This window comes from Streptomyces sp. CB02009 (assembly GCF_001905825.1).
Classification (GTDB): Bacteria; Actinomycetota; Actinomycetes; order Streptomycetales; family Streptomycetaceae; genus Streptomyces.
On record NZ_LIVV01000006.1, the window covers coordinates 335120 to 356233 of the forward strand.

At 72.7% G+C, this 21114-nt stretch carries 16 protein-coding genes; 5 read left to right on the forward strand and 11 right to left on the reverse strand.

Annotation, left to right across the window (positions count from 1 at the left end; all coding sequences use genetic code 11):
* Positions 1-79: 79 nt before the first annotated feature.
* From AMK27_RS25345 to AMK27_RS25360, 4 genes are all read right to left on the reverse strand, one after another.
* Complete coding sequence (locus tag AMK27_RS25345; RefSeq protein ID WP_073912532.1) at positions 80-832, reverse strand: tyrosine-protein phosphatase; 753 nt, start codon at positions 830-832, stop codon at positions 80-82.
* Between the two features lie 36 nt (positions 833-868).
* Positions 869-1480, reverse strand: a complete 612-nt coding sequence (locus AMK27_RS25350) for a helix-turn-helix domain-containing protein (RefSeq protein ID WP_241847598.1) — start codon at positions 1478-1480, stop codon at positions 869-871.
* Between the two features lie 178 nt (positions 1481-1658).
* Complete coding sequence (locus AMK27_RS25355; protein WP_073912537.1) at positions 1659-2354, reverse strand: response regulator; 696 nt, start codon at positions 2352-2354, stop codon at positions 1659-1661.
* The gene (locus AMK27_RS25360; protein ID WP_241847599.1) at positions 2351-4108 is read right to left on the reverse strand and encodes a sensor histidine kinase; all 1758 of its coding nucleotides are present in this window, start codon (positions 4106-4108) and stop codon (positions 2351-2353) included. The genes AMK27_RS25355 and AMK27_RS25360 overlap by 4 nt, the downstream gene beginning before the upstream one ends.
* A 177-nt stretch (positions 4109-4285) precedes the next feature.
* On the opposite strand from AMK27_RS25360, the gene AMK27_RS25365 reads away from it, so the two are divergent.
* A complete protein-coding gene (locus tag AMK27_RS25365) occupies positions 4286-5674 on the forward strand; it encodes a cation:dicarboxylate symporter family transporter (RefSeq protein WP_073912539.1) in 1389 nt (462 codons plus the stop codon).
* Between the two features lie 184 nt (positions 5675-5858).
* Here AMK27_RS25365 and AMK27_RS25370 read toward each other — a convergent pair whose 3' ends face one another.
* Both AMK27_RS25370 and AMK27_RS25375 read right to left on the reverse strand, forming a co-directional pair.
* Positions 5859-6728: an aldo/keto reductase gene (locus AMK27_RS25370; RefSeq protein WP_073913214.1), complete on the reverse strand. Its 870-nt coding sequence runs from the start codon at positions 6726-6728 to the stop codon at positions 5859-5861.
* 11 nt (positions 6729-6739) lie between these two features.
* Positions 6740-7711: an NAD-dependent epimerase/dehydratase family protein gene (locus tag AMK27_RS25375; RefSeq protein WP_073912541.1), complete on the reverse strand. Its 972-nt coding sequence runs from the start codon at positions 7709-7711 to the stop codon at positions 6740-6742.
* 77 nt (positions 7712-7788) lie between these two features.
* Between AMK27_RS25375 and AMK27_RS25380 the strand changes: the two genes are divergently transcribed.
* The 4 genes from AMK27_RS25380 to AMK27_RS25395 all read left to right on the forward strand — a co-directional run bounded on the left by AMK27_RS25380 (position 7789) and on the right by AMK27_RS25395 (position 11543).
* Positions 7789-8313 carry an Lrp/AsnC family transcriptional regulator gene (locus AMK27_RS25380; RefSeq protein WP_073912543.1) on the forward strand — a complete coding sequence of 175 codons (525 nt, stop codon included), beginning with the start codon at positions 7789-7791 and terminating at the stop codon, positions 8311-8313.
* A gap of 42 nt (positions 8314-8355) precedes the next feature.
* Positions 8356-8790, forward strand: a complete 435-nt coding sequence (locus AMK27_RS25385; protein ID WP_073913216.1) for a MerR family transcriptional regulator — start codon at positions 8356-8358, stop codon at positions 8788-8790.
* On the forward strand, positions 8787-9125 hold the full coding sequence (locus tag AMK27_RS25390) for a thioredoxin family protein (protein WP_073912545.1): 339 nt from the start codon (positions 8787-8789) through the stop codon (positions 9123-9125). The genes AMK27_RS25385 and AMK27_RS25390 overlap by 4 nt, the downstream gene beginning before the upstream one ends.
* Before the next feature lie 174 nt (positions 9126-9299).
* Positions 9300-11543 (forward strand): HelD family protein, encoded by a 2244-nt coding sequence (locus tag AMK27_RS25395; protein WP_073912547.1) that lies wholly within the window; start codon positions 9300-9302, stop codon positions 11541-11543.
* Here AMK27_RS25395 and AMK27_RS25400 read toward each other — a convergent pair.
* From AMK27_RS25400 to AMK27_RS25420, 5 genes are all read right to left on the reverse strand, one after another.
* Complete coding sequence (locus AMK27_RS25400; RefSeq protein WP_158076931.1) at positions 11518-12468, reverse strand: ScbA/BarX family gamma-butyrolactone biosynthesis protein; 951 nt, start codon at positions 12466-12468, stop codon at positions 11518-11520. The genes AMK27_RS25395 and AMK27_RS25400 overlap by 26 nt on opposite strands.
* Before the next feature lie 156 nt (positions 12469-12624).
* Positions 12625-14937, reverse strand: a complete 2313-nt coding sequence (gene glgB / locus AMK27_RS25405; protein ID WP_198955940.1) for a 1,4-alpha-glucan branching enzyme — start codon at positions 14935-14937, stop codon at positions 12625-12627.
* A gap of 702 nt (positions 14938-15639) precedes the next feature.
* Positions 15640-16989 (reverse strand): maltokinase N-terminal cap-like domain-containing protein, encoded by a 1350-nt coding sequence (locus AMK27_RS25410; RefSeq protein ID WP_073912549.1) that lies wholly within the window; start codon positions 16987-16989, stop codon positions 15640-15642.
* A 246-nt stretch (positions 16990-17235) separates the two neighbouring features.
* Complete coding sequence (gene treS / locus AMK27_RS25415; protein WP_073912551.1) at positions 17236-18930, reverse strand: maltose alpha-D-glucosyltransferase; 1695 nt, start codon at positions 18928-18930, stop codon at positions 17236-17238.
* Positions 18927-20912, reverse strand: coding sequence for an alpha-1,4-glucan--maltose-1-phosphate maltosyltransferase (locus AMK27_RS25420; protein ID WP_241847600.1), 1986 nt, complete (start codon positions 20910-20912; stop codon positions 18927-18929). Before AMK27_RS25420 ends, treS begins: the two co-directional genes overlap by 4 nt.
* Between the last annotated feature and the right edge of the window lie 202 nt (positions 20913-21114).

Sequence of the window (21114 nt, forward strand, 5' to 3'; positions counted from 1 at the left end):
GACGGTCCCGGGGCCGTCGTTCCCGGACGGTCCCGGGACCGTCGCTCCCCGACCGTCCCCGGGACCGTCGCCTCGGACCTCAGCGTGACGGCGACGCCTGCTCGACCAGTCGGGCCCTGAGCGCCGTCACCACCGCCGGATCGAGCCCGACGTGGCCGGTGACGTACGCGTCCACGGAGCCGTACCGCGCGCGCAGGTCCGCGAGGAAGAGCCGGATGACGTCGGCGGGCGCCCGGCCGTAGCCCGGCCAGCGGAGTTCGCGGCCGGGGTGGGCGGCCCGCCAGTCGGCGATCAGCCGCTCCGTGGCCAGCTCGGTGAGCGCGAAGTCCGCGAGGATCTCCTCGTCCGGAACGCCCAGGAGGGCGAGGACGACGGCGGCGAGCAGCCCCGTACGGTCCTTTCCCGACGCGCAGTGGAAGACGAGCGGCCCGTCGGCGGAGGCGATCACCTCCAGGGCCGTACGGAGTTCCACCGCGCCGTCCTCGGCGACCTCGGCGAACCGGTCGGCGAGGTAGCGCCAGGGGTCGAGGTCCGGATCGATCTCCGCCTGGTCGTAGGGGCGGTGCTCGATGGAGAGGTTGTGCCAGGAGATGTCCGCCGTCTCCGGGAGGCGGCCCTTGGCGGCGATCTCCCACGGGTAGCGCAGGTCGATCACCGTGGTCACGTCGAGCGCCCGGAAGCGCTCCCGGTCGGCGGGGTCGGCGTCCGCCAGCTTGGCGAGGGAGTCGGAGCGGTAGAGGGTCGCCCACCGCACGGTTCCGCCGTCGGCGGTCCGATATCCGCCCAGGTCGCGGAAGTTGTGGAGTCGTTCGAAGGGTATGTGTCGTATCACCGCGCCAATGTACGGGCGGGGGTGCGGAATCCGGCGCTACGCGCCGACGGCGGCCCAGAAGTGCCCGGTGATCCCGTCGAGATAGGCGCGGCCCTCGTTGCCGGTGCCGGCCGAGGCGCCCCAGCTGCTGGTCGCCGCCATCCGTGCGTGGTACTCGGTGTGCAGCCGCTGCAGGGCGTACTCCAGGGTCTTCCTGGGCAGCGGCAGCATCTTCACGGCCGGTTTCACGTAGGCCTGCCAGCGGTGGGTGGTGGCGGCGTTCCGCAGCAGCTCCGCGAGGTCCTCGTCGCCGCCGGTGGCGGTGATCAGGGCGCGCGGGCCGAGACCGAGCACCTCGGCGAGGGCGGCCGTCTGGCGTTCGGTGCCGCGCCAGCGGCCCTCGTCCTCCATGCGCTGGTACGCGGCGGCCGAGACGCCGACCCGCCGGGCCAGCTCCTCGGGGGCGAGGCCGCGCGTCATCCGGTGCTCGCGGAGGGTGGTGGCGGCGGCGATGAGCTCGGCGGGGGCGCACCACAGGACGCCCGCGAGGGCGGTGAGCTCCTGCTCGTCGGGGACGGCGCGGCCGCGTTCCCACGCGACGACGGCGTCGGGATCGACGAGGAGCCCGTACTGCGCGCGCATGCCGTACGCGACGTGACCGGGGGTCATGCCGAGACCCTCGCGCAAGCGCCGCGCGGCCAGGGCGTTGAAGGGTGGTGAGGGTTGGTGCACCCGGTCAACGTAGGTGCGGAGGGTGACGGCGGGCTACGGTGCGTTCCCCCAAACCTCAGAAGTCGTAGGAACGTGGGAACTGGCCGGTAACCGCCGGTGGCGGGGGCGAAGACGATCAGTGACCGCGGTCGGGGCCGTCGAGCCAGCGGTACTGGAGCTCCGGCCGCCCGATCTGACCGTACTGCGGGGCGCGCACCGCCCGGCCCTCGGTCACCAGGTGCTCGAGGTAGCGGCGCGCGGTGATCCGGGAGATCCCGACGGCCGCGCCGGCCTCGGCGGCGGTGAGCCCGGCCGGGGTGGACCGGAGGGTCCGGGTGACGGACTCCAGGGTGGGCGCGCTCAGGCCCTTGGGAAGGGTGGTGGGGTGCGGGGCCCGGAGGGTGGCGAGCGCCCGGTCGACCTCGTCCTGCCCGGAGGCCTCGCCCGCCGTCGCCCGGAACTCGGCGTACCGGGCGAGCCGGTCCCGCAGGGTCGCGAAGGCGAAGGGCTTGAGGACGTACTGGACGACGCCGAGCGAGACGCCCTCACGGACGACGGCCAGGTCGCGGGCGGAGGTCACGGCGATGACGTCGGCCGAGTGCCCGGCGGCGCGCAGCGCGCGCAGCAGCTGGAGGCCGTGGCCGTCGGGGAGGTACAGGTCGAGCAGGATCAGATCGACGGGCGTCCGCTCCAGCAGGCGCACGGCGGCGGCCCGGGAGTGGGCGACGCCGACGACGGTGAACCCGTCGACGCGGCCGGCGTACAGGGCATGGGCGTCGGCGGCGACGGGATCGTCCTCGACGACCAGCACCCGCAGGGGAGGCACGCTCACGAGACCACCTCGGAAGAGCCGGCGGGGGGCGTGCCGGGTGTGCCGCGCGGCACCGACACGGCTGCCGGCACCGGCACGGCTGTCGGCACCGGTACGGCCGCCGGCACCTGTACGGCCTTCGGCACCTGCACGGCTGTCGGCACCTGCGCGGCCGCCGGCATCGGCGCCGGCAGGGGGAGGCGGACCGTGAAGGCCGCCCCGCCCGCCTCCGCGTCCGTCACGTCCAGCGTGCCCGTCGCGCGGGACACCGCCTGGCCCACCAGGGCCAGGCCCAGGCCCCGCCCCGGGCCCCTGGTGCTCCAGCCCCGGCCCAGGACCGCGTCGCGGTCGGCGGGGCGGACGCCGGGGCCGTTGTCGGAGACCCGGAGGAGCAGTTCGCCGTCTCCCGTGCGCGCCGCGACCGTGACCGTCACGCGGGCGTGCGGGGTGCCTCCCGCCGCCTCCACCGCGTTGTCGATGAGGTTCCCGAGGATCGTCACCAGGTCCCGGGACGGCAGCGCCGACGGCACCAGGCCGTCGTCGATGCGGCTGTCCTCGGTCAGGACCAGCTCCACGCCCCGCTCGTTCGCCTGCGCCGCCTTGCCGAGCAGCAGCGCCGCGAGCACCGGTTCCCCGACGGCGTCCACGACCCGGTCCGTGAGCGCCTGGGCCAGCTCCAGCTCCGCCGTCGCGAACTCCACGGCCTCCGCCACCCGGCCCAGCTCGATGAGCGACACGACCGTGTGCAGCCGGTTCGCCGCCTCGTGGGCCTGCGAGCGGAGCGCCTCCGTGAATCCCCGCTCCGAGTCCAACTCGCCCGACAGCGCCTGGAGTTCCGTGCGGTCCCGGAGCGTGGCGACGGTGCCGCGGCGCTCCCCGCCCACCACCGGCCGGGTGTTGACCACCAGCACCCGGTCCGCCGTCAGATGCGTCTCGTCGACCCGCGGCTCCGAGGACAGCAGCGCGCCCGTCAGCGTCGCGGGGAGGCCGAGTTCCGCCGCCGGCCGGCCGACGACCCCCTCGTCCAGCCCCAGCAGCTCCCGCGCACCGTCGTTGATGAGCGCGATCCGCCGCCGCCCGTCGAGCATCACGAGCCCCTCGCGGACCGCGTGCAGCGCGGCCTCGTGGTAGTCGTGCATGCGGCTCAGCTCCGCCGCGTTCATGCCGTGGGTGTGCCGCCGCAGCCGCGCGTTGATCACGTACGTGCCCGCCCCGCCGAGCGCGAGCGCCGCGCCCGCCATGCCGAGCAGCGCGGCGACCTGCTCCCGTACCTGCTCGCTGATCTTCTCGATCGTGATGCCCGCGCTGACCAGCGCCACGACCCGGCCGCCTCCGTCGAAGACCGGTGCCACCGTCCGCACGGAAGGGCCGAGCACCCCCAGATGGGTCTCGGAGTGCGTCCGGCCCGCCACCGCCTCCTCGATGTGACCGAGGTACGTCCGGCCGATCTGCTCCGGCTCGGGGTGGGTCCAGCGCGTGCCGTCCGGCGCCATGATCACCACGAAGGCCACGCCCGCGTGGCGGCGCAGCGCCTCGGCGTACGGCTGGAGCACCGCCGTCGGGTCGGCGGACCGCGCCGCGGCGAGCACGGACGGGGAGTCGGCGACGGCGGCGGCGGTCGCGGTGGCCTGGCGCCGCGCGTTCTCCTCGGCCTGCGCCCGGTCCGTGACGTATGCGAAGACCGCGCACCCGGCCACGACGACGGCCACGAGCACGACCTGCATCGCGAAGAGCTGGCCGGCCAGGCTGCGGGGGCGGGGGAGGGGGAGACGCATGCGGGTAAGTGTGCACGTGGGACGGTGCGCCGACGCATTGCGTTCCCGAATCGTTCCCTCGCCGCCGTCCCCCGCCGTGCCTCCTCCGCCCCGTCCGCACGGTTCGGTCGTGAACGAAACGTACGTAACCGTGACCCCGGTCACAGGCTGTTGGATGCTCTCGGAGTCCACCGGGACGTGGACACCCATCAGCACGAGGAGGACCCCGTGGCCGCAGGGCGGGACCGTACGCACTATCTGTACCTGGCCGTGATCGGAGCCGTGGTGCTCGGCATCGCGGTCGGATTCCTGGCACCCGGCGTCGCCGTCGAGCTGAAGCCGCTGGGAACCGGCTTCGTCAACCTGATCAAGATGATGATCTCGCCGATCATCTTCTGCACGATCGTGCTCGGCGTCGGATCGGTCCGGAAGGCCGCGAAGGTCGGCGCCGTGGGCGGTCTCGCCCTCGGCTACTTCCTCCTGATGTCGACCGTCGCACTCGCGATCGGCCTCGTCGTCGGCAACATCCTGGAGCCCGGCTCCGGGCTGCACCTCACCAAGGAGCTGGCCGAGGCCGGCGCCAAGCAGGCCGAGGGCGCGAGCGAGTCCACGCCGGACTTCCTCCTCGGGATCATCCCCACGACCATCGTCTCGGCCTTCACCGAGGGCGAGGTCCTCCAGACCCTCCTCGTCGCGCTGCTCGCCGGCTTCGCGCTCCAGGCCATGGGCGCGACGGGCGAACCGGTGCTCCGCGGGATCGGGCACATCCAGCGGCTCGTCTTCCGGATCCTCGGCATGATCATGTGGGCCGCCCCGGTCGGCGCGTTCGGCGCGATCGCGGCCGTCGTCGGCGCGACCGGCGTCGACGCCCTGAAGTCGCTCGCCGTCATCATGATCGGCTTCTACCTGACCTGTGCGATCTTCGTCTTCGTGGTCCTCGGGACGCTCCTGCGGCTGGTCGCCGGGCTCAACATCTGGACCCTCCTCCGGTACCTCGGCCGCGAGTTCCTGCTGATCCTCTCCACCTCCTCGTCCGAGTCCGCGCTGCCGCGGCTCATCGCGAAGATGGAGCACCTGGGCGTCAGCAAGCCCGTCGTCGGCATCACCGTGCCGACCGGCTACTCCTTCAACCTCGACGGCACCGCGATCTACCTGACGATGGCCTCGCTCTTCGTCGCCGAGGCGATGGGCGACCCGCTCTCCGTCGGTGAGCAGATCTCCCTCCTCGTCTTCATGGTCATCGCCTCGAAGGGCGCGGCGGGCGTCACCGGCGCCGGTCTCGCCACCCTCGCGGGCGGCCTCCAGTCCCACCGGCCCGAGCTGGTCGACGGGGTGGGCCTGATCGTCGGCATCGACCGCTTCATGAGCGAGGCGCGCGCGCTGACCAACTTCGCGGGCAACGCGGTCGCGACGGTGCTCGTCGGGACGTGGACGAAGGAGATCGACAAGGAGCGGGTCGCCGAGGTACTGGCCGGGCGGGTGCCGTTCGACGAGAAGACGCTGGTGGACGACCACGCGCCGACTCCCACGGAGGTCCCGGACCAGCGCGCGGAGGAGGGCGAGGAGAAGGCCCGGGCAGGCGTCTGACGCCGAGAGGCGCGGGCGGGCGTCAGACGCCGAGAGGCGCGGGGCGGTTGGGCGGGGGCCGCTGCGTCTCGGGGGAGAAACTCCGTACGCCCCCACAGTCAGGTCCCGGGCCTTGAGCCGGATCCGGGGCCCGAGGGAAGGGCGCCTCCGGACGGGGGCGCCCTCCTGCACACCCGGTCGCGGGTCACACCCCGTCCAGCTCCCGCACCTCCTGCGCCGTCAGCACCAGCGCCCCCGCCGCCGCCGAGTCCCGTGCCGACTCCGGCCGGCTCGCCCCCGGGATCGGCAGGACGGCCTCCGAGCGGGCGAGCAGCCACGCCAGGGCCACCCGCTGCGGGCCGACCCCGCGCGCCCGCGCCACCCTGTGGAAGGCCCCGAACTCCGGGTCCTCCCGCTGGGCGGAGGGGCCGTCGAGGGAACTGCGCGAGATGCCGCCCAGGGGGCTCCACGGCAGGAAGGCCAGGCCCAGCTCCGCGCAGAGCCGCAGCTCCGCCTCGCTCGTGCGGACCGCCGGCGAGTAGCGGTTCTGCACCGAGACCAGCCGGTCGCCCAGGATCTCGCGGGCGAGCAGGATCTGCTCGGTGTCGACGTTGGAGACCCCTGCCAGCCGGATGGTCCCCGCGTCCAGCAACTCCCTTATCGCGCCCAGGGATTCGGCGTACGGGACGGCCGGGTCGGGCTTGTGCAGCTGGTAGAGGCCGATCGGCGTGGAGCCGAGCCGGCGCGCGGAGGCCTCCGCCGCCCGCCGCAGGTGCCCGGGCCGCCCGTCGACGGTCCAGCCGCCGTCCGCCGTCCGGCCCCGTCCGCCCTTCGTCGCCACGAGTACGCCGTCCGAGCCGGCTCCGTACGAGGCGAGGGCCCGCGCCACGAGCAGTTCGCCCTCGCCGGGGGTGCCGTCCGGCGGGTGGTAGGAGTCGGCGGTGTCGAGCAGGGTCACGCCCGCGTCGAGGGCGGCGTGCACGGTGGCCACGGCCCGCGCCTCGTCCGGCCGGCCCTCGACGGACAGCGGCATGGTGCCGAGGCCGACGGCGCCGACCCGTACGTCCCCCAGCATCCGGTGGCGCGTCACGCCCTCACCTCGCCGACCGTCTCGGCGACGGCGTCCGCGAGCCAGGCGGAGGAGTGCGAGAAGGAGTAACCGAGTCCGTTCGCGCGGGAGTTGTCCATGCCGTACGAGCGGGAGAAGGAGAACGGCGAGATCTCGCCGACCTCCACCTCCCGGAAGACGGTCCGGCCGCCGACCCGCCGCTCGATCGCGGCGCAGATCTCGGCCGTGGTCAGCGGGCCGTGGGAATGGGCGTTCACCGGGCCGGTGAAGTCCGTGCCGACGGCCGCCCAGGCGAGGAAGGCGGCGATCTCCTCGACGTACACATAGGTCGCCGGGTGGTTCACGACCGGCACGGCGATCGGTTCGCCCGCCCGGATGCGCCGCGCGTAGTGGTCGATCCGGCCGGTGAAGTCGTCGGCGCCGCCCAGTACATGGGCCACGCGTACCGAAGCCCACGCGAACGGCGGACCCCCGCCGTCCACGGGCCCGCCCCCGCCGACGCCCTCACCCGTGCCCGCGCCCGCACCGGCACCCGCCCCCGCGAAGACCGCCTCCGCCTGCCGCTTGCCCTCCCCGTAGTGCGCCTCGCGGAACTCCGGGTCCTCCCAGGCCGCGCCGGTGTCGACGCTGACCGTGCCGAGGTCGAGGGCGTCCTCGGCGACGGGCGAGGCCGAGTCCTCGTACGCGTACACCTCCACCGTCGACGTCATCACATAGCGCCGGGTGCGCCCCGCGAAGACCCGTCGGGCGATCTCCGCCTGCCGCGGGGTGTAGCAGACCTGGTCCACGACGACGTCGAAGGAGCGGCCCGCGAGGACGGATTCCAGCGCGGCCTCGTCGTCGCGGTCGGCGACGAGCTGCTCGATTCCGTCGGGCGCTGCGGAAGAACCCCGATTGAGGATCGTGACCCGGTGCCCGGATTCCCTCAGCAGAGCGATGAGCCGCTTTCCGAAATAGCGGTTCCCGCCGATGACCAGTACGTCTTTCATGGCCGTCCCATCGTCCCAAGTCCCTTGTTCCACCCCTCAAGTGTTACGTTCTCCGTTCGCCTTCTGAAGGGGGAACCATGGGAGTCGGGGCAGTCGCACCGAAGGAACCACGGCATTCGCGGCCGGCCGCCGACGAAACCTCGGCGGCCGCTTTCGACGCCGTCGACCGGCAGATCGTGGACCTCCTCCAGAGCGACGGCCGCATCAAGCTCAGCGAGCTCGGCCGCCGCGTCCGGCTCAGCCCCGCCGCCGTCACCGAGCGGGTCCGCCGCCTGGAGGCGAGCGGCGCGATCACCGGCTACGGCGCCCATGTCTCCCCGGCCCGCCTCGGATACGGCATCCAGGCCTTCATCCGGGTGAACCCGCACGGCGGCTACACCCTGAAGCACCCGCGGACGCTGGAACTGATCGCGCGCCCCGAGGTGCTGGAGGTCCACCACGTGGTCGGCGAGGACTGCTGGATCCTCAAGGTCGCCGTCACCGACACCGTCCACCTCGAAGACGTCCTGGAGCAGACGTCGGCGCTCGGCCGGACCACGACGTCGATCGTGCTCTCGTCCCCGGTGGAACGGAAACCGCTGCTGCCGCCCGCCCGCTCCTGACTCCTTGCCTTGACGTGGACGTCAAGGCATACGGTCGTGGACATGCGCATCGGAGAGCTCGCCGAGCGGGCCGGAACGACCACACGGACTCTGCGCTACTACGAGTCCCGTGGCCTGCTGGCCGCCCGGCGCACGGAGAACGGCTACCGCACGTACGACGAGGACGACCTGCGCCTCCTCCAGCAGATCAGGACCCTGCAGGACTTCGGGTTCGAGCTGGAGGAGACGCGGCCGTTCGTCGACTGCCTGCGCGCCGGGCATCCGGCGGGGGACTCCTGTCCCGCGTCGATCGCCGTCTACCGGCGGAAGGTCGCCGAGCTGGACGGGCTGATCGCCCAGCTCCAGGCGGTGCGCGCCGAGGTGGGCGCGCAGCTGCTGCGGGCCGAGGCGGAGCTGCCGCACGGCCCCGAGCCCCGGTGCGAGCTCGGTGCGGAGTGGGACACGGAAGCGGCGACGACGGAGGGAAGGCAAGGATGAGGACGTACGCGGAGGGCGTGGCCGAGGTCACCGACGCGGACTTCGACGCGGAGGTGCTGGCCGCTGGGCGGCCGGTCCTGGTGAAGTTCACCGCGGAGTGGTGCGGACCGTGCCGGCAGCTGACGCCGGTGCTCGCGGCCATCGCCGCGGAGGAGTCGGAGCGGCTCCGGGTCGTCGAGATCGACGTCGACCGGAACCCGGAGACCACCGTGCGGTACGGCGTCCTGGCGACGCCGACCCTCATGGTCTTCCGGGCGGGCGAGCCCGTGAAGTCGATCGTCGGCGCCCGCCCCAAGCGCCGCCTGCTGCAGGACCTGGAGGACGTCCTCGCCTAGACGGCCCCGGCCGTCGGGCACCGCCGCCCGACCGTCCGGCAGGGCATACGGAAATACCCCGACTACAATTGACAGTCGGGGTATTTCATCGCGTATATTAATGGATTCTGCGCCCGGAATGACCACGGGCGCAGAGAAGTTCAGTAAACGCACTGTATCGCGCCGGGAGTCGAATTGTCAACCGAGGAATTTCGGAACGAGCAGCAATTCATCACCGATCTCTACACACGACTCGACGACCTGAGGGACCAGGCCGAGGCCGCCGTCGAGCAGGCCCTGCGTACCCCCGGGGTCGGCGGCAACCAGGGCCGGCTCGAACGCGACGTCATGGTCGCCGAGCAGTCCGGGCTGCTCGCCGCGCTCAACGCGGGGGAGAGCGGGCTCTGTTTCGGCCGGCTCGTCTTCAAGGACGGGCGCGACCACCACATCGGCCGGCTCGGCATCCGCGAGGACGACCCGAACCGCACCCCGCTGGTCGTCGACTGGCGCGCCGAGGTCGCCCGCCCGTTCTACCTCGCCACCGGGTACGAGCCGATGGGGCTCTCCCGCCGCCGGCACATCAGCACTCTCGGCCGGACGGTCACGGCACTCCACGACGAGGTGCTCGACCTCGGCGACGCCACCCGCACCGGGCACGAGAACCGCGACGCCGACGAGGTGCTGCTCGCCGCGCTCGACGCCGCCCGCACCGGCCGGATGCACGACATCGTGCAGACCATTCAGGCCGAGCAGGACGGCATCATCCGCTCCCCGCACCGCGGGGTCCTGGTCGTCGAGGGCGGCCCCGGCACCGGCAAGACGGCGGTCGCCCTGCACCGCGCCGCCTACCTCCTCTACGCGCACCGCGAGCAGCTCGCCAAGCGGGCCGTCCTCATCGTCGGCCCCAACCCGGCCTTCCTCGGCTACATCGGCAACGTCCTGCCGTCCCTCGGCGAGACCGGCGTCCTCCTCGCCACCCCCGCCGAGCTGTTCCCCGGCGTCCGCGCCACCGGCACCGACACTCCCCGCGCCGCCGCCGTCAAGGGCTCCGCCGCCATGGCGGAAGCCCTCGCCGCGGCCGTACGGGACCGCCAGCAGGTCCCCGAGCGCGGCGAGCCGCTGATCGTCCCGCACGAGGACGGCGACCTGGTCATCGACTGGGACATGGCCCTGGAGGCCCGCCACAAGGCCCGCGAGACGGCCCTCCCGCACAACCTGGCCCGCCCGTACTTCGTCTTCCGGATCCTCGACGCGCTCGCCGAGCAGCTCGCCGACCGGATCGGCGCCGACCCCTACGGCGGCCCCAACTTCCTCGGCCCCGACGACATCGCCCTGCTCGCCAAGGGCATCGCGGGGAACCCCGAGGTGTACGCGGCGATCGACACCCTCTGGCCCGCGCTCACCCCGCAGGACCTCCTCGCCGACTACCTGGCCGAACCCACCGGCCTCGACGAGGCCGACGCCCGCGAGATCCGGCGCGACGGCGGCCCCTGGACGCCCGCCGACGTACCGCTGCTCGACGAGGCCGCCGAACTCCTCGGCGAGGACGACTCCGCGGTCCGGGCCGCGGAGGAGGCCGAACGGCAGAAGCAGATCCAGTACGCCCAGGGCGTCCTCGACGTCTCCTACGCCTCCCGCACCTACGAGTTCGAGGACAAGGAGGAGCAGGACAAGGACGCCTCCGAGGTCCTCTCCGCCCACGACATCATCGACGCCGAGCGCTTCGCCGAGCGCCACGAGGAGGCCGACCACCGCACGGCCGCCGAACGCGCCGCCGCCGACCGCACCTGGGCCTTCGGGCACATCATCGTCGACGAGGCGCAGGAGCTCTCCGCGATGGCCTGGCGGCTCCTCATGCGCCGCAGCCCCACCCGCTCGATGACCTTGGTCGGCGACCCCGCCCAGACCGGCGACCCGGCCGGCGTCGGCGCCTGGGAGCGGATCCTCGCCCCGTACGTGGAGGACCGGTGGGAGCTGGTGCGCCTCGGGGTCAACTACCGCACGCCCGCGGAGATCATGGCCGTCGCCGCCGCGGTGCGACGGGCCGACGACCCGGCGTTCGAGCCGCCGAGCTCGGTACGGTCCACCGGGGTGGAGCCCTGGGACCGGACGGTGGACGACCCGGTGAAGGAGGCCGCCGACGCGGTGGCGAGCGAGCTGCGCGACGAGGGCAGGATCGCCATGATCGCCCCGCCGGAGCTGCACCCCGGTCTGATCGCCGCCCTGCCCGACGCCGCGTACGGCCCGGCTCCCGACCTCACCCGGCCGGTCGTGCTGCTCGACCCCCGGCAGGCGAAGGGCCTGGAGTTCGACACCGTGCTGGTCGTCGACCCGGAGGGCATCGTGGCCGGGGCCGTGCACGGGACGAACGACCTGTACGTGGCCCTGACCCGCGCGACCCAGCGGCTCGGGATCATCCGGTCCGCAGCTCGCAGCTGAAGAGCCGCGCGCCGTCCTGGTACCCGGTGACCTCGAACGTCCCGGGTACGTCGGCCGCCCCGGCCGCCCCGGCGGACGCCCCCGCCGCCCCGGCGGACTCCGCCGGGCCCCGTGGCTCCGCGCGGAGCAGGCAGGGGCCGCCGTCGAACTCGGCGTACCGGTCGAAGCGGATCCGCAGCCCGGTCGGCAGGCAGGGCCGGGGCCACACGGCGGCGGAGACGGCCTGCCGGGCCGCCTCCAGGAAGAGCATCCCCGGTATGTGGTCGTTGGGCCGCGGGAAGAGGGTGGGGTGACCGGTGTCGACGATCAGCTCCCACACTCCCTCCCGGCCGGTGGGGGCCAGGAGGACGTCCTCGCGCCTCGTCCGCCCGGCGAGCGGCGCCGGGGCCCGGCGGGCGAAGGGCCCCGGGTGGACGACGCCGGCCTCGACGTGCCCGCCGCGCAGTCGGCGATACGCGGCGCCGCCGGCGAACCGCGCGTGGCCACCGCCCGTCGCCACCACGCGCGTGCCGCGCCGCACCGTCCACTCCACCAGCATTTCGGCCAACTGCGCGCCGCGCACCACGGTCTCGGCGAACCGGATCTCGATGCCCGGCTCGTCGCCCGCGACGGAGAGGCCCGTCGGGTCGCAGGTCAGGGAGATCTCGCTCAGCAGGATGTGCCGGTTCAGCGGAAGCCCGTGGACCGAGTGCAGGAGGGCCATCGAGGCCTGCCGCAGCGTCTCGACGATCAGGAGCGGGTCGTGACACCGCTCTTCACCCCGGCGGACCGGGGTGAAGAACGGGTGGTCGGTGGGCCAGGCGGCCCGGACCGCGAAGCCGTCGCCCCCGTCGAGCGGCAGCCACTCGACGGGGAAGGTGTCCTCGCCGCGCACCCGGTGGCAGAGCTGCGGCGACAGACGCCGCGCGACGGTGTCCTGCATCATTCCCCGCCCCTCCGGGCCTGACGGCCTGATCTGGACAGCGAAGATATCCGAACAACGGGTGCAATGCCCGAACGAGTGAACCATCAACTGAACGACCGTCAATTATCGGACACTCGGTGACCTTTCCCGCCCCGCCGACCGGGGCCCCGACCCGGCTCAGGCGGGGCGCAGCCAGACCGTCGCGAGCGGCGGCAGCGTCATCCGGACGCTGGCCGAACGCCCGTGGTGCGGAACCGACTCCGTCTTCACCGGATCACGCCCCACCACGTCCCCGCCGCCGTACCGGCCGGCGTCCGTGTTCAGGACCTCCGACCAGGCCACCACCGCGTCCGGCACCCCCAGCCGGTAGTCGTGCCGTACGACCGGCGAGAAGTTCGAGACCGCGAGCAGCGGCGAGCCGAACGCGTCGAAGCGCAGGAACGCGAAGACGTTGTCCTCGGCCGCGTCCCCGACCACCCACTGGAAGCCGTCCGGCGCGGTGTCCCGCTCCCAGAGCGAGGGCGTCGCCTGGTACACCGTGTTCAGGTCGCGCACGAGATCCCGCACCCCCCGGTGGTCCGCCTCCGCGCCGTACGCCGGATCGAGCAGCCACCAGTCCGGCCCGTGGTCCGCCGACCACTCGCCGCCCTGCGCGAACTCCTGGCCCATGTACAGCAGTTGCTTGCCCGGGTGCGCCCACATGAAGCCCAGGTAGGCGCGGTGGTTGGCGCGCTGCTGCCACCAGTCGCCCGGCATCTTCGACACCAGCGACCGCTTGCCGTGCACCACCTCGTCGTGGGAGATGGGCAGGATGTAGTTCTCGCTGTACGCGTACACCATCGAGAACGTCATCTCGTGGTGGTGGTACTTGCGGTGCACCGGCTCCTTCTGCACGTACTCCAGCGAGTCGTGCATCCAGCCCATGTTCCACTTCATGCCGAAGCCCAGACCGCCGAAGCCGCCCGGCCCCACCTGGTCCGTCGCCCGCGTCACACCGTCCCAGGCCGTGGACTCCTCCGCGAACGTCACGATCCCCGGGCAGCGCCGGTACACCGTCGCGTTCATCTCCTGGAGGAAGGCCACCGCGTCCAGGTTCTCCCGCCCGCCGTGCTCGTTCGGCAGCCACTCGCCGTGCTCCCGCGAGTAGTCCAGGTAGAGCATCGACGCCACCGCGTCCACCCGCAGCCCGTCGATGTGGAACTCCTGGCACCAGTACACGGCGTTCGCGACCAGGAAGTTCCGCACCTCCTTGCGGCCGTAGTCGAACTCCAGGGTGCCCCAGTCGGGATGGTGCGAGCGGCGCGGGTCCTCGTGCTCGTACAGCGGCCGCCCGTCGAACTCGGCCAGCGCCCAGTCGTCCTTCGGGAAGTGCGCCGGCACCCAGTCCATCAGGACCCCGATGCCCGCCCGGTGCAGGGCGTCCACCAGGAACCTGAAGTCGTCGGGGGTGCCCATGCGGGCCGTCGGCGCGTAGAAGCCCGTGACCTGGTAGCCCCACGAGCCGCCGAAGGGGTGCTCGGTGACCGGCATCAGCTCCACATGCGTGAAACCGAGGTCGCGGACGTACGCGGGCAGCTGCTCGGCCAGCTGGCGATAGCTCAACCCCGGACGCCACGACGGCAGATGGACCTCGTAGACGGAGATCGGCGCCTCGTGCGGCGGACGCGTCCCGCGCCGCGCCATCCACTCGGCGTCGTCCCAGGTGTAGTGCGAGGCGGTGACGATCGACGCGGTGTTCGGCGGGCACTCGGTACGGCGGGCCATCGGGTCCGCGCGGACGGTGTGCGTCCCGTCCGGCCGCGTGATGTCGTACTTGTACAGCGCGCCCTCGCCGACCCCCGGCACGAACAGCTCCCACACGCCCGTCGAACCCAGCGAGCGCATCGGCAGCCCCGTGCCGTCCCAGTGCGTGAAGTCACCGGTGACGCGGACGCCCCGGGCGTTCGGCGCCCAGACCGCGAAGCGGGTGCCGGCGACCCCGCCGTGGGTCATGGTGTGGGAGCCGAGGGCCGTCCACAGCTCCTCGTGCCGGCCCTCGCCGATCAGATGCAGGTCGAGCTCGCCGAGCGAGGGCAGGAAGCGGTACGGGTCGTGGACGGCGAGCTCGTCGGGGCCGTCGTCGTACCGGACGCGCAGCTCGTACGCGGGGACCTTGCGGAGCAGGGGCAGGAGACCGGAGAAGAACCCGTCGCCCTCGCTCCGGAGCGGGATCCGCCTGTCCTTCGCCAGGACGGTGACCTCCTTCGCCCACGGGCGCAGCACCCGGACCGCCACGCCGCCGCGCACCGGATGCGCGCCGAGCACGCCGTGCGGATCGTGGTGCTCACCGGCGAGCAGACGCGCCCGGTCGACCGGGTCGAGCGGTGGGGCCTGGCGGGAGGTGGTGGCGGGGGCGGGGGCGGGGGCGGGTGCGGGCGGCTTGGCGGCGCTCCTGCCCTTCTTGGCTGCTGTGCTGCTGCGGGCCGACTTGCCTGCGGGGCGGGCGGTCACCGGGATGCCTCCTGGGGGTACGGGGGGTATGACTGCGCAACGGTGCGGTACGGGGACGGGACACTCGGCCGAACGGGCGGTGCGGCGGGTGGGGGGTGGGGGGGCCCGGGGGCGGCGCCCGCGCTCTGCGACGGGAACCTGCTCCGCCGGGCGGGTGGGTGCCCTGGTGCGGCACCCCGCCCAGACGCCCCGCCGAGCCGGAGCCCCCCGCCCAGACGTTCCGCCGAGCCGGAGCCTCCCGCCCGGACGTCCCGCCGGGGCGGAGCCCACCCGCACCCCTGCCTTGGCCTTCCGCCGGGGCGGAGCCCGCCCACCCGCCCACCCCGTTGTGGGCAATCGTTCCGCCGGGGCGGAACGGGTGGGCACAACGGACGGCGCCCCTTGCCGGGCCCAGGCTTCCGCGCCCTGACCCGCACCCCGCGCGCGGTGCACTGGTGGTGCGGGTCCAGGCACGAGGGGCGGAGGCGCCGCCAAGGGCGCCGTCCCGTGTGCCCACCCGTCCCGCCCTGCGGGACGATTGCCCACACGGGGGTGGGCGAGGGGGCGGGCGCGGGCCTGCACGAGGGGTGGGTTGTGCGGGCGTGGCCCGCACGGGGGGTGTCGGCGTGGGCACGCGAGGGGAGCCCCCTGTGGGATCCGGGGCCAGAGGGGTGGGCTCGGGCACGTGGTGTGGGGGTGCGCGGGGGGTGCTGGGCGGCCGGGTCATTGGGGGGTCGACAGGCGTTCGATGGCGGACATGGGGACCGGGAGCCAGTCCGGCCGGTGCCGCGCCTCGTACACGACCTCGTACACCGCCTTGTCCGTCTCGTAGGCCCGCAGCAGCGCCGGATCCGTCCGAGGATCCGCGCCCGAGGCCTCCGCGTACCCCGTGCAGAACGCCGCGCGGCTCCGCGCCGCCCATTCCGCGTTCCACGGCCGGTGCGTGCGGGCCGCGTAGTCGAAGGAGCGGAGCATGCCGGCCACGTCGCGGACCGTGGGCTGCGGGCTGCGCCGTTCGTCGAGCGGTTTCGCCGGCTCGCCCTCGAAGTCGATGACGGCCCAGCCGCCGTCGGACCCCCGCAGGGTCTGCCCGAGGTGCAGGTCGCCGTGGATGCGCTGGACGAACCCGTCGCCCGAGGCGCCGCCCGCCGCCTCGAAGACGGCGCGCAGGCCGGGGACGAACGGCAGCAGCGCCGGTACGGCCTGCGCCGCCGCGTGCAGCCTGCGGTCCATCGCGGCGGCCAGCTGCTCGGTCTCGGCCCGGTCGAGCCGGCGGGTCGGCAGCGCCTCCGCGAGGGCGAGGTGGACCTCGGCCGTGGCCCGGCCGAGCGCCCGCGCCTCCGCGGTGAAGTCCCGTCCGTCGGCGAGCGCGTCGAGCGCGAGCCGCCATCCGTCGCGGGAGTCCCGCAGGTACGGCTGGAGGACGCCCAGGGTGGCCGCCCCGCTCTCGAACCAGGCGACCGGTGCCGGGACCCGGGCGCAGCCCGCTCCGGCGAGGGCGAGGGGCAGTTCCAGGTCCGGGTTGGCCCCGGGGCTGACCCGGCGGAAGATCTTCAGGATGAACGAATCTCCGTACACCAGGGACGAGTTGGATTGCTCGGCGTCCAGCATGCGGGGGGCCAGTGCGGGCGGGAGCGCCGTGGTGGCGTGGAAGTGCAGCGGGCCGGTCCGGCCCGGGGTGCGGAGTCGCTCGTAGAGGAGGCCGGCGAGCCGCGGGTCGCGCAGCCCTTCGTACACGGCGCGTCCGGCGAGCGGTCCCTGCCGGATCCGCCCGATCAGGGCGGGGGCGAGGCGGGGCGGGAGCTGGGTCCGTACGCCCAGGAGCAGTTGGTAGCAGTCGGCGGGCGTGTCGGCCGGGCGGCCCGGCTGTTCGACCCGTACGAGCAGATGGAGGAGGCCGGGGCCCGCGCCGTCCAGGGGCAGCAGCTCGGTGGCCGCGTCCAGCGTGAATCCGGTGACCCGGCGGCCCTTGCCCGCGAACCAGCGCTGCCGTGGCAGCCATTCGTGGAGCAGGGGGGCGAGGGACGGAAGGAGGGCGTCCGGGGCCCGGGTGGTGGATGCGGTCTCCGGCATGGCATCGCGTCCTTTCCCCGGGGCGCGCAGTTGGCTGTCGTATGCGTTCAAATGCGCAGAGTGTCCCGGATGGCGGCTGGGGCTGTCCGGATGTGCGGGACGTGTCGGAGGGGGAAGATCCGTATGGGCCCGGCAAGAAGGCCCGTATGGACCTGAATCGTGCTGCGGAACGTGTGTGGGTCACAGTGCCCAGAGTGGGACGGGAGGAAACCGCCCCACCCCGGACGAATCCGAACTGACCGGCGGTCAGCCCTTCTTGAGACGGAACCAGTAGAAGCCGTGTCCCGCAAGGGTCAGGAGGTAGGGGAGCTGGCCGATGGCCGGGAACGTCACCCCGCCGATCAGCTCCACCGGCTGGGTGCCGTCGAAGCGTCGGAGATCGAGTTCGGTCGGCTGCGCGAACCGCGAGAAGTTGTTCACGCAGAGGACGAGATCGTCACCGTCCTCGCGGAGGAAGGCGAGCACCGCCGGGTTGGACGACGGGAGTTCGGTGTACGTCCCCGTCCCGAAGGCCCGGTTCTGCTTGCGGATCTCGATCATCCGCTTCGTCCAGTGCAGCAGCGAGGACGGCGAGGCCATGCCTGCCTCGACGTTGGTCACCTGGTAGCCGTGGACCGGGTCCATGATGGCCGGAAGGTAGAGCCGCCCCGGGTCGCAGGAGGAGAAGCCGGCGTTCCGGTCGGGGGTCCACTGCATCGGGGTGCGGACGCCGTCCCGGTCGCCCAGCCAGATGTTGTCGCCCATGCCGATCTCGTCGCCGTAGTAGAGCACCGGCGAGCCGGGCAGCGAGAAGAGCAGCGCGGTGAACAGCTCCATCTGCTTGCGGTCGTTGTCGAGGAGCGGGGCGAGACGGCGCCGGATGCCGATGTTGGCCCGCATCCGCGGGTCCTTGGCGTACTCGGCGTACATGTAGTCGCGCTCTTCGTCCGTGACCATCTCGAGCGTGAGCTCGTCGTGGTTGCGCAGGAAGATGCCCCACTGGCAGCCGGAGGGGATCTCCGGGGTCTTCGCCAGGATCTCGGAGACCGGGTAGCGCGACTCGCGCCGCACGGCCATGAAGATCCGCGGCATGACCGGGAAGTGGAAGGCCATGTGGCACTCGTCGCCGCCGGAGCGGAAGTCGCCGAAGTAGTCGACGACGTCCTCCGGCCACTGGTTGGCCTCGGCGAGCAGCACCGTGTCCGGGTAGTGGTCGTCGATCTCCTTGCGGACCCGCTTGAGGAAGGCGTGGGTCGCGGGGAGGTTCTCGCAGTTGGTGCCCTCCTGCTGGTACAGGTACGGCACCGCGTCGAGCCGGAAGCCGTCGATGCCCAGGTCCAGCCAGAACTTCAGCGCGGACAGGATCTCCTCCTGCACCGCCGGGTTCTCGTAGTTGAGGTCGGGCTGGTGCGAGAAGAACCGGTGCCAGTAGTACTGCTTGCGGACCGGGTCGAAGGTCCAGTTCGAGGACTCGGTGTCGACGAAGATGATCCGGGCGTCCGGGTACTGCTTGTCGTCGTCGGCCCAGACGTAGTAGTCGCCGTACGGCCCCTCCGGGTCGCGCCGCGACTCCTGGAACCACTCGTGCTGGTCGCTCGTGTGGTTCATGACGAAGTCGATGACCACGCGCATCCCGCGCTGGTGGGCCGCGTCGACGAACTCGACGAAGTCGGCCAGGTCGCCGAACTCGGGCAGCACCGACGTGTAGTCGGCGACGTCGTAGCCGCCGTCCCTCAGAGGGGACTTGAAGAAGGGCGGCAGCCAGAGGCAGTCCACGCCCAGCCACTGGAGGTAGTCCAGCTTGGCCGTGATGCCTTTCAGATCACCGACGCCGTCCCCGTTGCTGTCCTGGAAGGACCGGACGAGGACCTCGTAGAAGACGGCCCGCTTGAACCAGTCGGGATCGCGGTCCTTGGCGGGGGTGTCCTCGAAGGTGTCGGGGACGGGCTCGTTGACAGTCATGAGGTGGGTGACCCTCCGGTCTGCGGGGACGGTCGCAGGACGAGGACGTGCGCGGGTGTGACACCCGGCTCTAGGCGCACGTAGCTGGTCCTGCCCCAGTGATAGGTCTCGCCGGTGAGCTCGTCGCGCACCGGCGCGGTCTCGTGCCAGTCGAGGCCGAGTTCCGGCATGTCCAACGAGAGCGTCGCCTCCTGGGTGTGGTGCGGGTCGAGGTTGACGACCACCAGAACGATGTTCGAACCCGAACGCTTGCTGTACGCGATCACCTGCGGGTTGTCCGTGTCATGGAAGCTGAGGTTCCGCAGCCGGCGCAGGGCCGGGTGGCGGCGCCTGATCCGGTTCAGGGCGGTGATCAGCGGTGTGATCGTCCTCCCCGCGCGCTCCGCCGACTCCCAGTCACGCGGACGGAGTTGGTACTTCTCCGAGTCCAGGTACTCCTCGCTGCCGTCCCGCAGCGGGGTGCCCTCGCACAGCTCGTACCCGGCGTACATGCCCCACGAGGGCGAGAGCGTCGCCGCGAGCACCGCGCGCGCCTCGAACGCCGGCCGACCGCCCTCCTGCAGGTAGGCGTGCAGGATGTCCGGGGTGTTCACGAAGAAGTTCGGCCGCATCTGCGCCGCCGTCTCGCCGGACAGCTCCGTCAGGTACTCCGTGAGCTCCTCCTTGCTGTTCCGCCAGGTGAAGTACGTGTACGACTGCTGGAAGCCGATCGCGCCGAGCGTCCGCATCATCGCGGGCCGGGTGAAGGCCTCCGCCAGGAAGATCACGTCCGGGTCGGCGGCGTTGATCTCGCCGATCACCCGCTCCCAGAACACCACCGGCTTGGTGTGCGGGTTGTCGACGCGGAAGATCCGTACCCCGTGGTCCATCCAGTGCCGGAGGATCCGCACGGTCTCGCGGACGATCCCGTCCATGTCGACGTCGAACGCGATCGGATAGATGTCCTGGTACTTCTTCGGGGGGTTCTCGGCGTACGCGATCGAGCCGTCCGGACGGTGGTGGAACCACTCCGGGTGCTTCTCCACCCACGGGTGGTCCGGGGAGCACTGGAGCGCGAAGTCCAGGGCGATCTCCAGCCGCAGCTCCCTGGCCCGCGCCACGAACGCGTCGAAGTCCTCGAAGGTCCCCAGGTCCGGGTGGAGCGCGTCGTGCCCGCCCTCCGGCGAACCGATCGCCCACGGCACGCCGACGTCGTTCGGCGTCGCGGAGAGGGAGTTGTTGGGGCCCTTGCGGTGGGTCTCGCCGATGGGGTGCACCGGCGGCAGGTAGACCACGTCGAAGCCCATCGCCGCCACCGCGGGGAGCCGCTCGGCGGCGGTGCGGAAGTTCCCCGGGACCGTGCGGCCCTTGACCTTCCGTACGCCCTCGGAGCGCGGGAAGAACTCGTACCAGGAACCGAACAGGGCGCGCTCCCGCTCCACCTGGAGGGGCAACGCGGGCGAGGAGGACAGGAGTTCGCGCAGCGGGTGCCGGTCGAGGGACTCGACGACCCGGGGGTTCAGGGCCGCCGCGAGCCGGACCGCCGCGGGCCGGGACGCGTCGCGCAGCGCGTCCGCGGCGGCGAGCACGGCCTCCCGGGCGCCGCCCTTCTTCGGGACGCCCTTCGCCGCCCGCTCGTGCAGCTCGGCGCCCTCGGCGAGGACCAGCTCGGAGTCGATGCCGGCCGGGATCTTGATCTTCGCCGTGTGGCGCCAGGTGGCCACCGGGTCGCTCCACGCCTCCACGGTGTACGTCCACAGGCCCTCGGCGTCCGGGGTGACCTCGGCCCCCCACCGGTCGGTGCCCGGCGCCAGCTCGCGCATCGGGGTCCAGGGGCCGGGGCGGCCCGAGGGGCCGTGCAGCACGACATTGGCGGCGACCGCGTCGTGGCCCTCGCGGAAGACGGTCGCCGTCACCTCGAAGGATTCTCCGGCCACCGCCTTGGCGGGGCGCCGGCCGCAGTCGACCAGCGGGCGTACGTCCAGTACGGGAATGCGTCCCATGAGCGGATTCACAGCATCACCTGACGGGTTACGGGGGTGCGGGTGGTGGTTGTGCGCTCTTTCTAGCTCCGTCGACGGCCGACGGGTTGCGGGCATGGCCGCTCCTGTCCGCGTTCACTCGGATGGCGGGTCCACAGGGATGAACAGAGGTCACGGGGAGACGGGTTCGGGGGACTACCGGTGAAGCCTTCCCACCGTCCTC

What these genes read in the sequence shown, in the direction of transcription:
- AMK27_RS25390 (WP_073912545.1), top strand. Translation starts at nt 8,787, where the DNA reads ATGAGGACGTACGCGGAGGGCGTGGCCGAGGTCACCGACGCGGACTTC.
- treS (WP_073912551.1), bottom strand. Translation starts at nt 18,930, where the DNA reads ATGACTGTCAACGAGCCCGTCCCCGACACCTTCGAGGACACCCCCGCC.
- AMK27_RS25385 (WP_073913216.1), top strand. Translation starts at nt 8,356, where the DNA reads ATGCGCATCGGAGAGCTCGCCGAGCGGGCCGGAACGACCACACGGACT.
- AMK27_RS25350 (WP_241847598.1), bottom strand. Translation starts at nt 1,480, where the DNA reads ATGACCCCCGGTCACGTCGCGTACGGCATGCGCGCGCAGTACGGGCTC.
- AMK27_RS25400 (WP_158076931.1), bottom strand. Translation starts at nt 12,468, where the DNA reads ATGATGCAGGACACCGTCGCGCGGCGTCTGTCGCCGCAGCTCTGCCAC.
- AMK27_RS25360 (WP_241847599.1), bottom strand. Translation starts at nt 4,108, where the DNA reads ATGCGTCTCCCCCTCCCCCGCCCCCGCAGCCTGGCCGGCCAGCTCTTC.
- AMK27_RS25380 (WP_073912543.1), top strand. Translation starts at nt 7,789, where the DNA reads ATGGGAGTCGGGGCAGTCGCACCGAAGGAACCACGGCATTCGCGGCCG.
- AMK27_RS25420 (WP_241847600.1), bottom strand. Translation starts at nt 20,912, where the DNA reads ATGGGACGCATTCCCGTACTGGACGTACGCCCGCTGGTCGACTGCGGC.
- AMK27_RS25370 (WP_073913214.1), bottom strand. Translation starts at nt 6,728, where the DNA reads ATGCTGGGGGACGTACGGGTCGGCGCCGTCGGCCTCGGCACCATGCCG.
- AMK27_RS25410 (WP_073912549.1), bottom strand. Translation starts at nt 16,989, where the DNA reads ATGCCGGAGACCGCATCCACCACCCGGGCCCCGGACGCCCTCCTTCCG.
- AMK27_RS25375 (WP_073912541.1), bottom strand. Translation starts at nt 7,711, where the DNA reads ATGAAAGACGTACTGGTCATCGGCGGGAACCGCTATTTCGGAAAGCGG.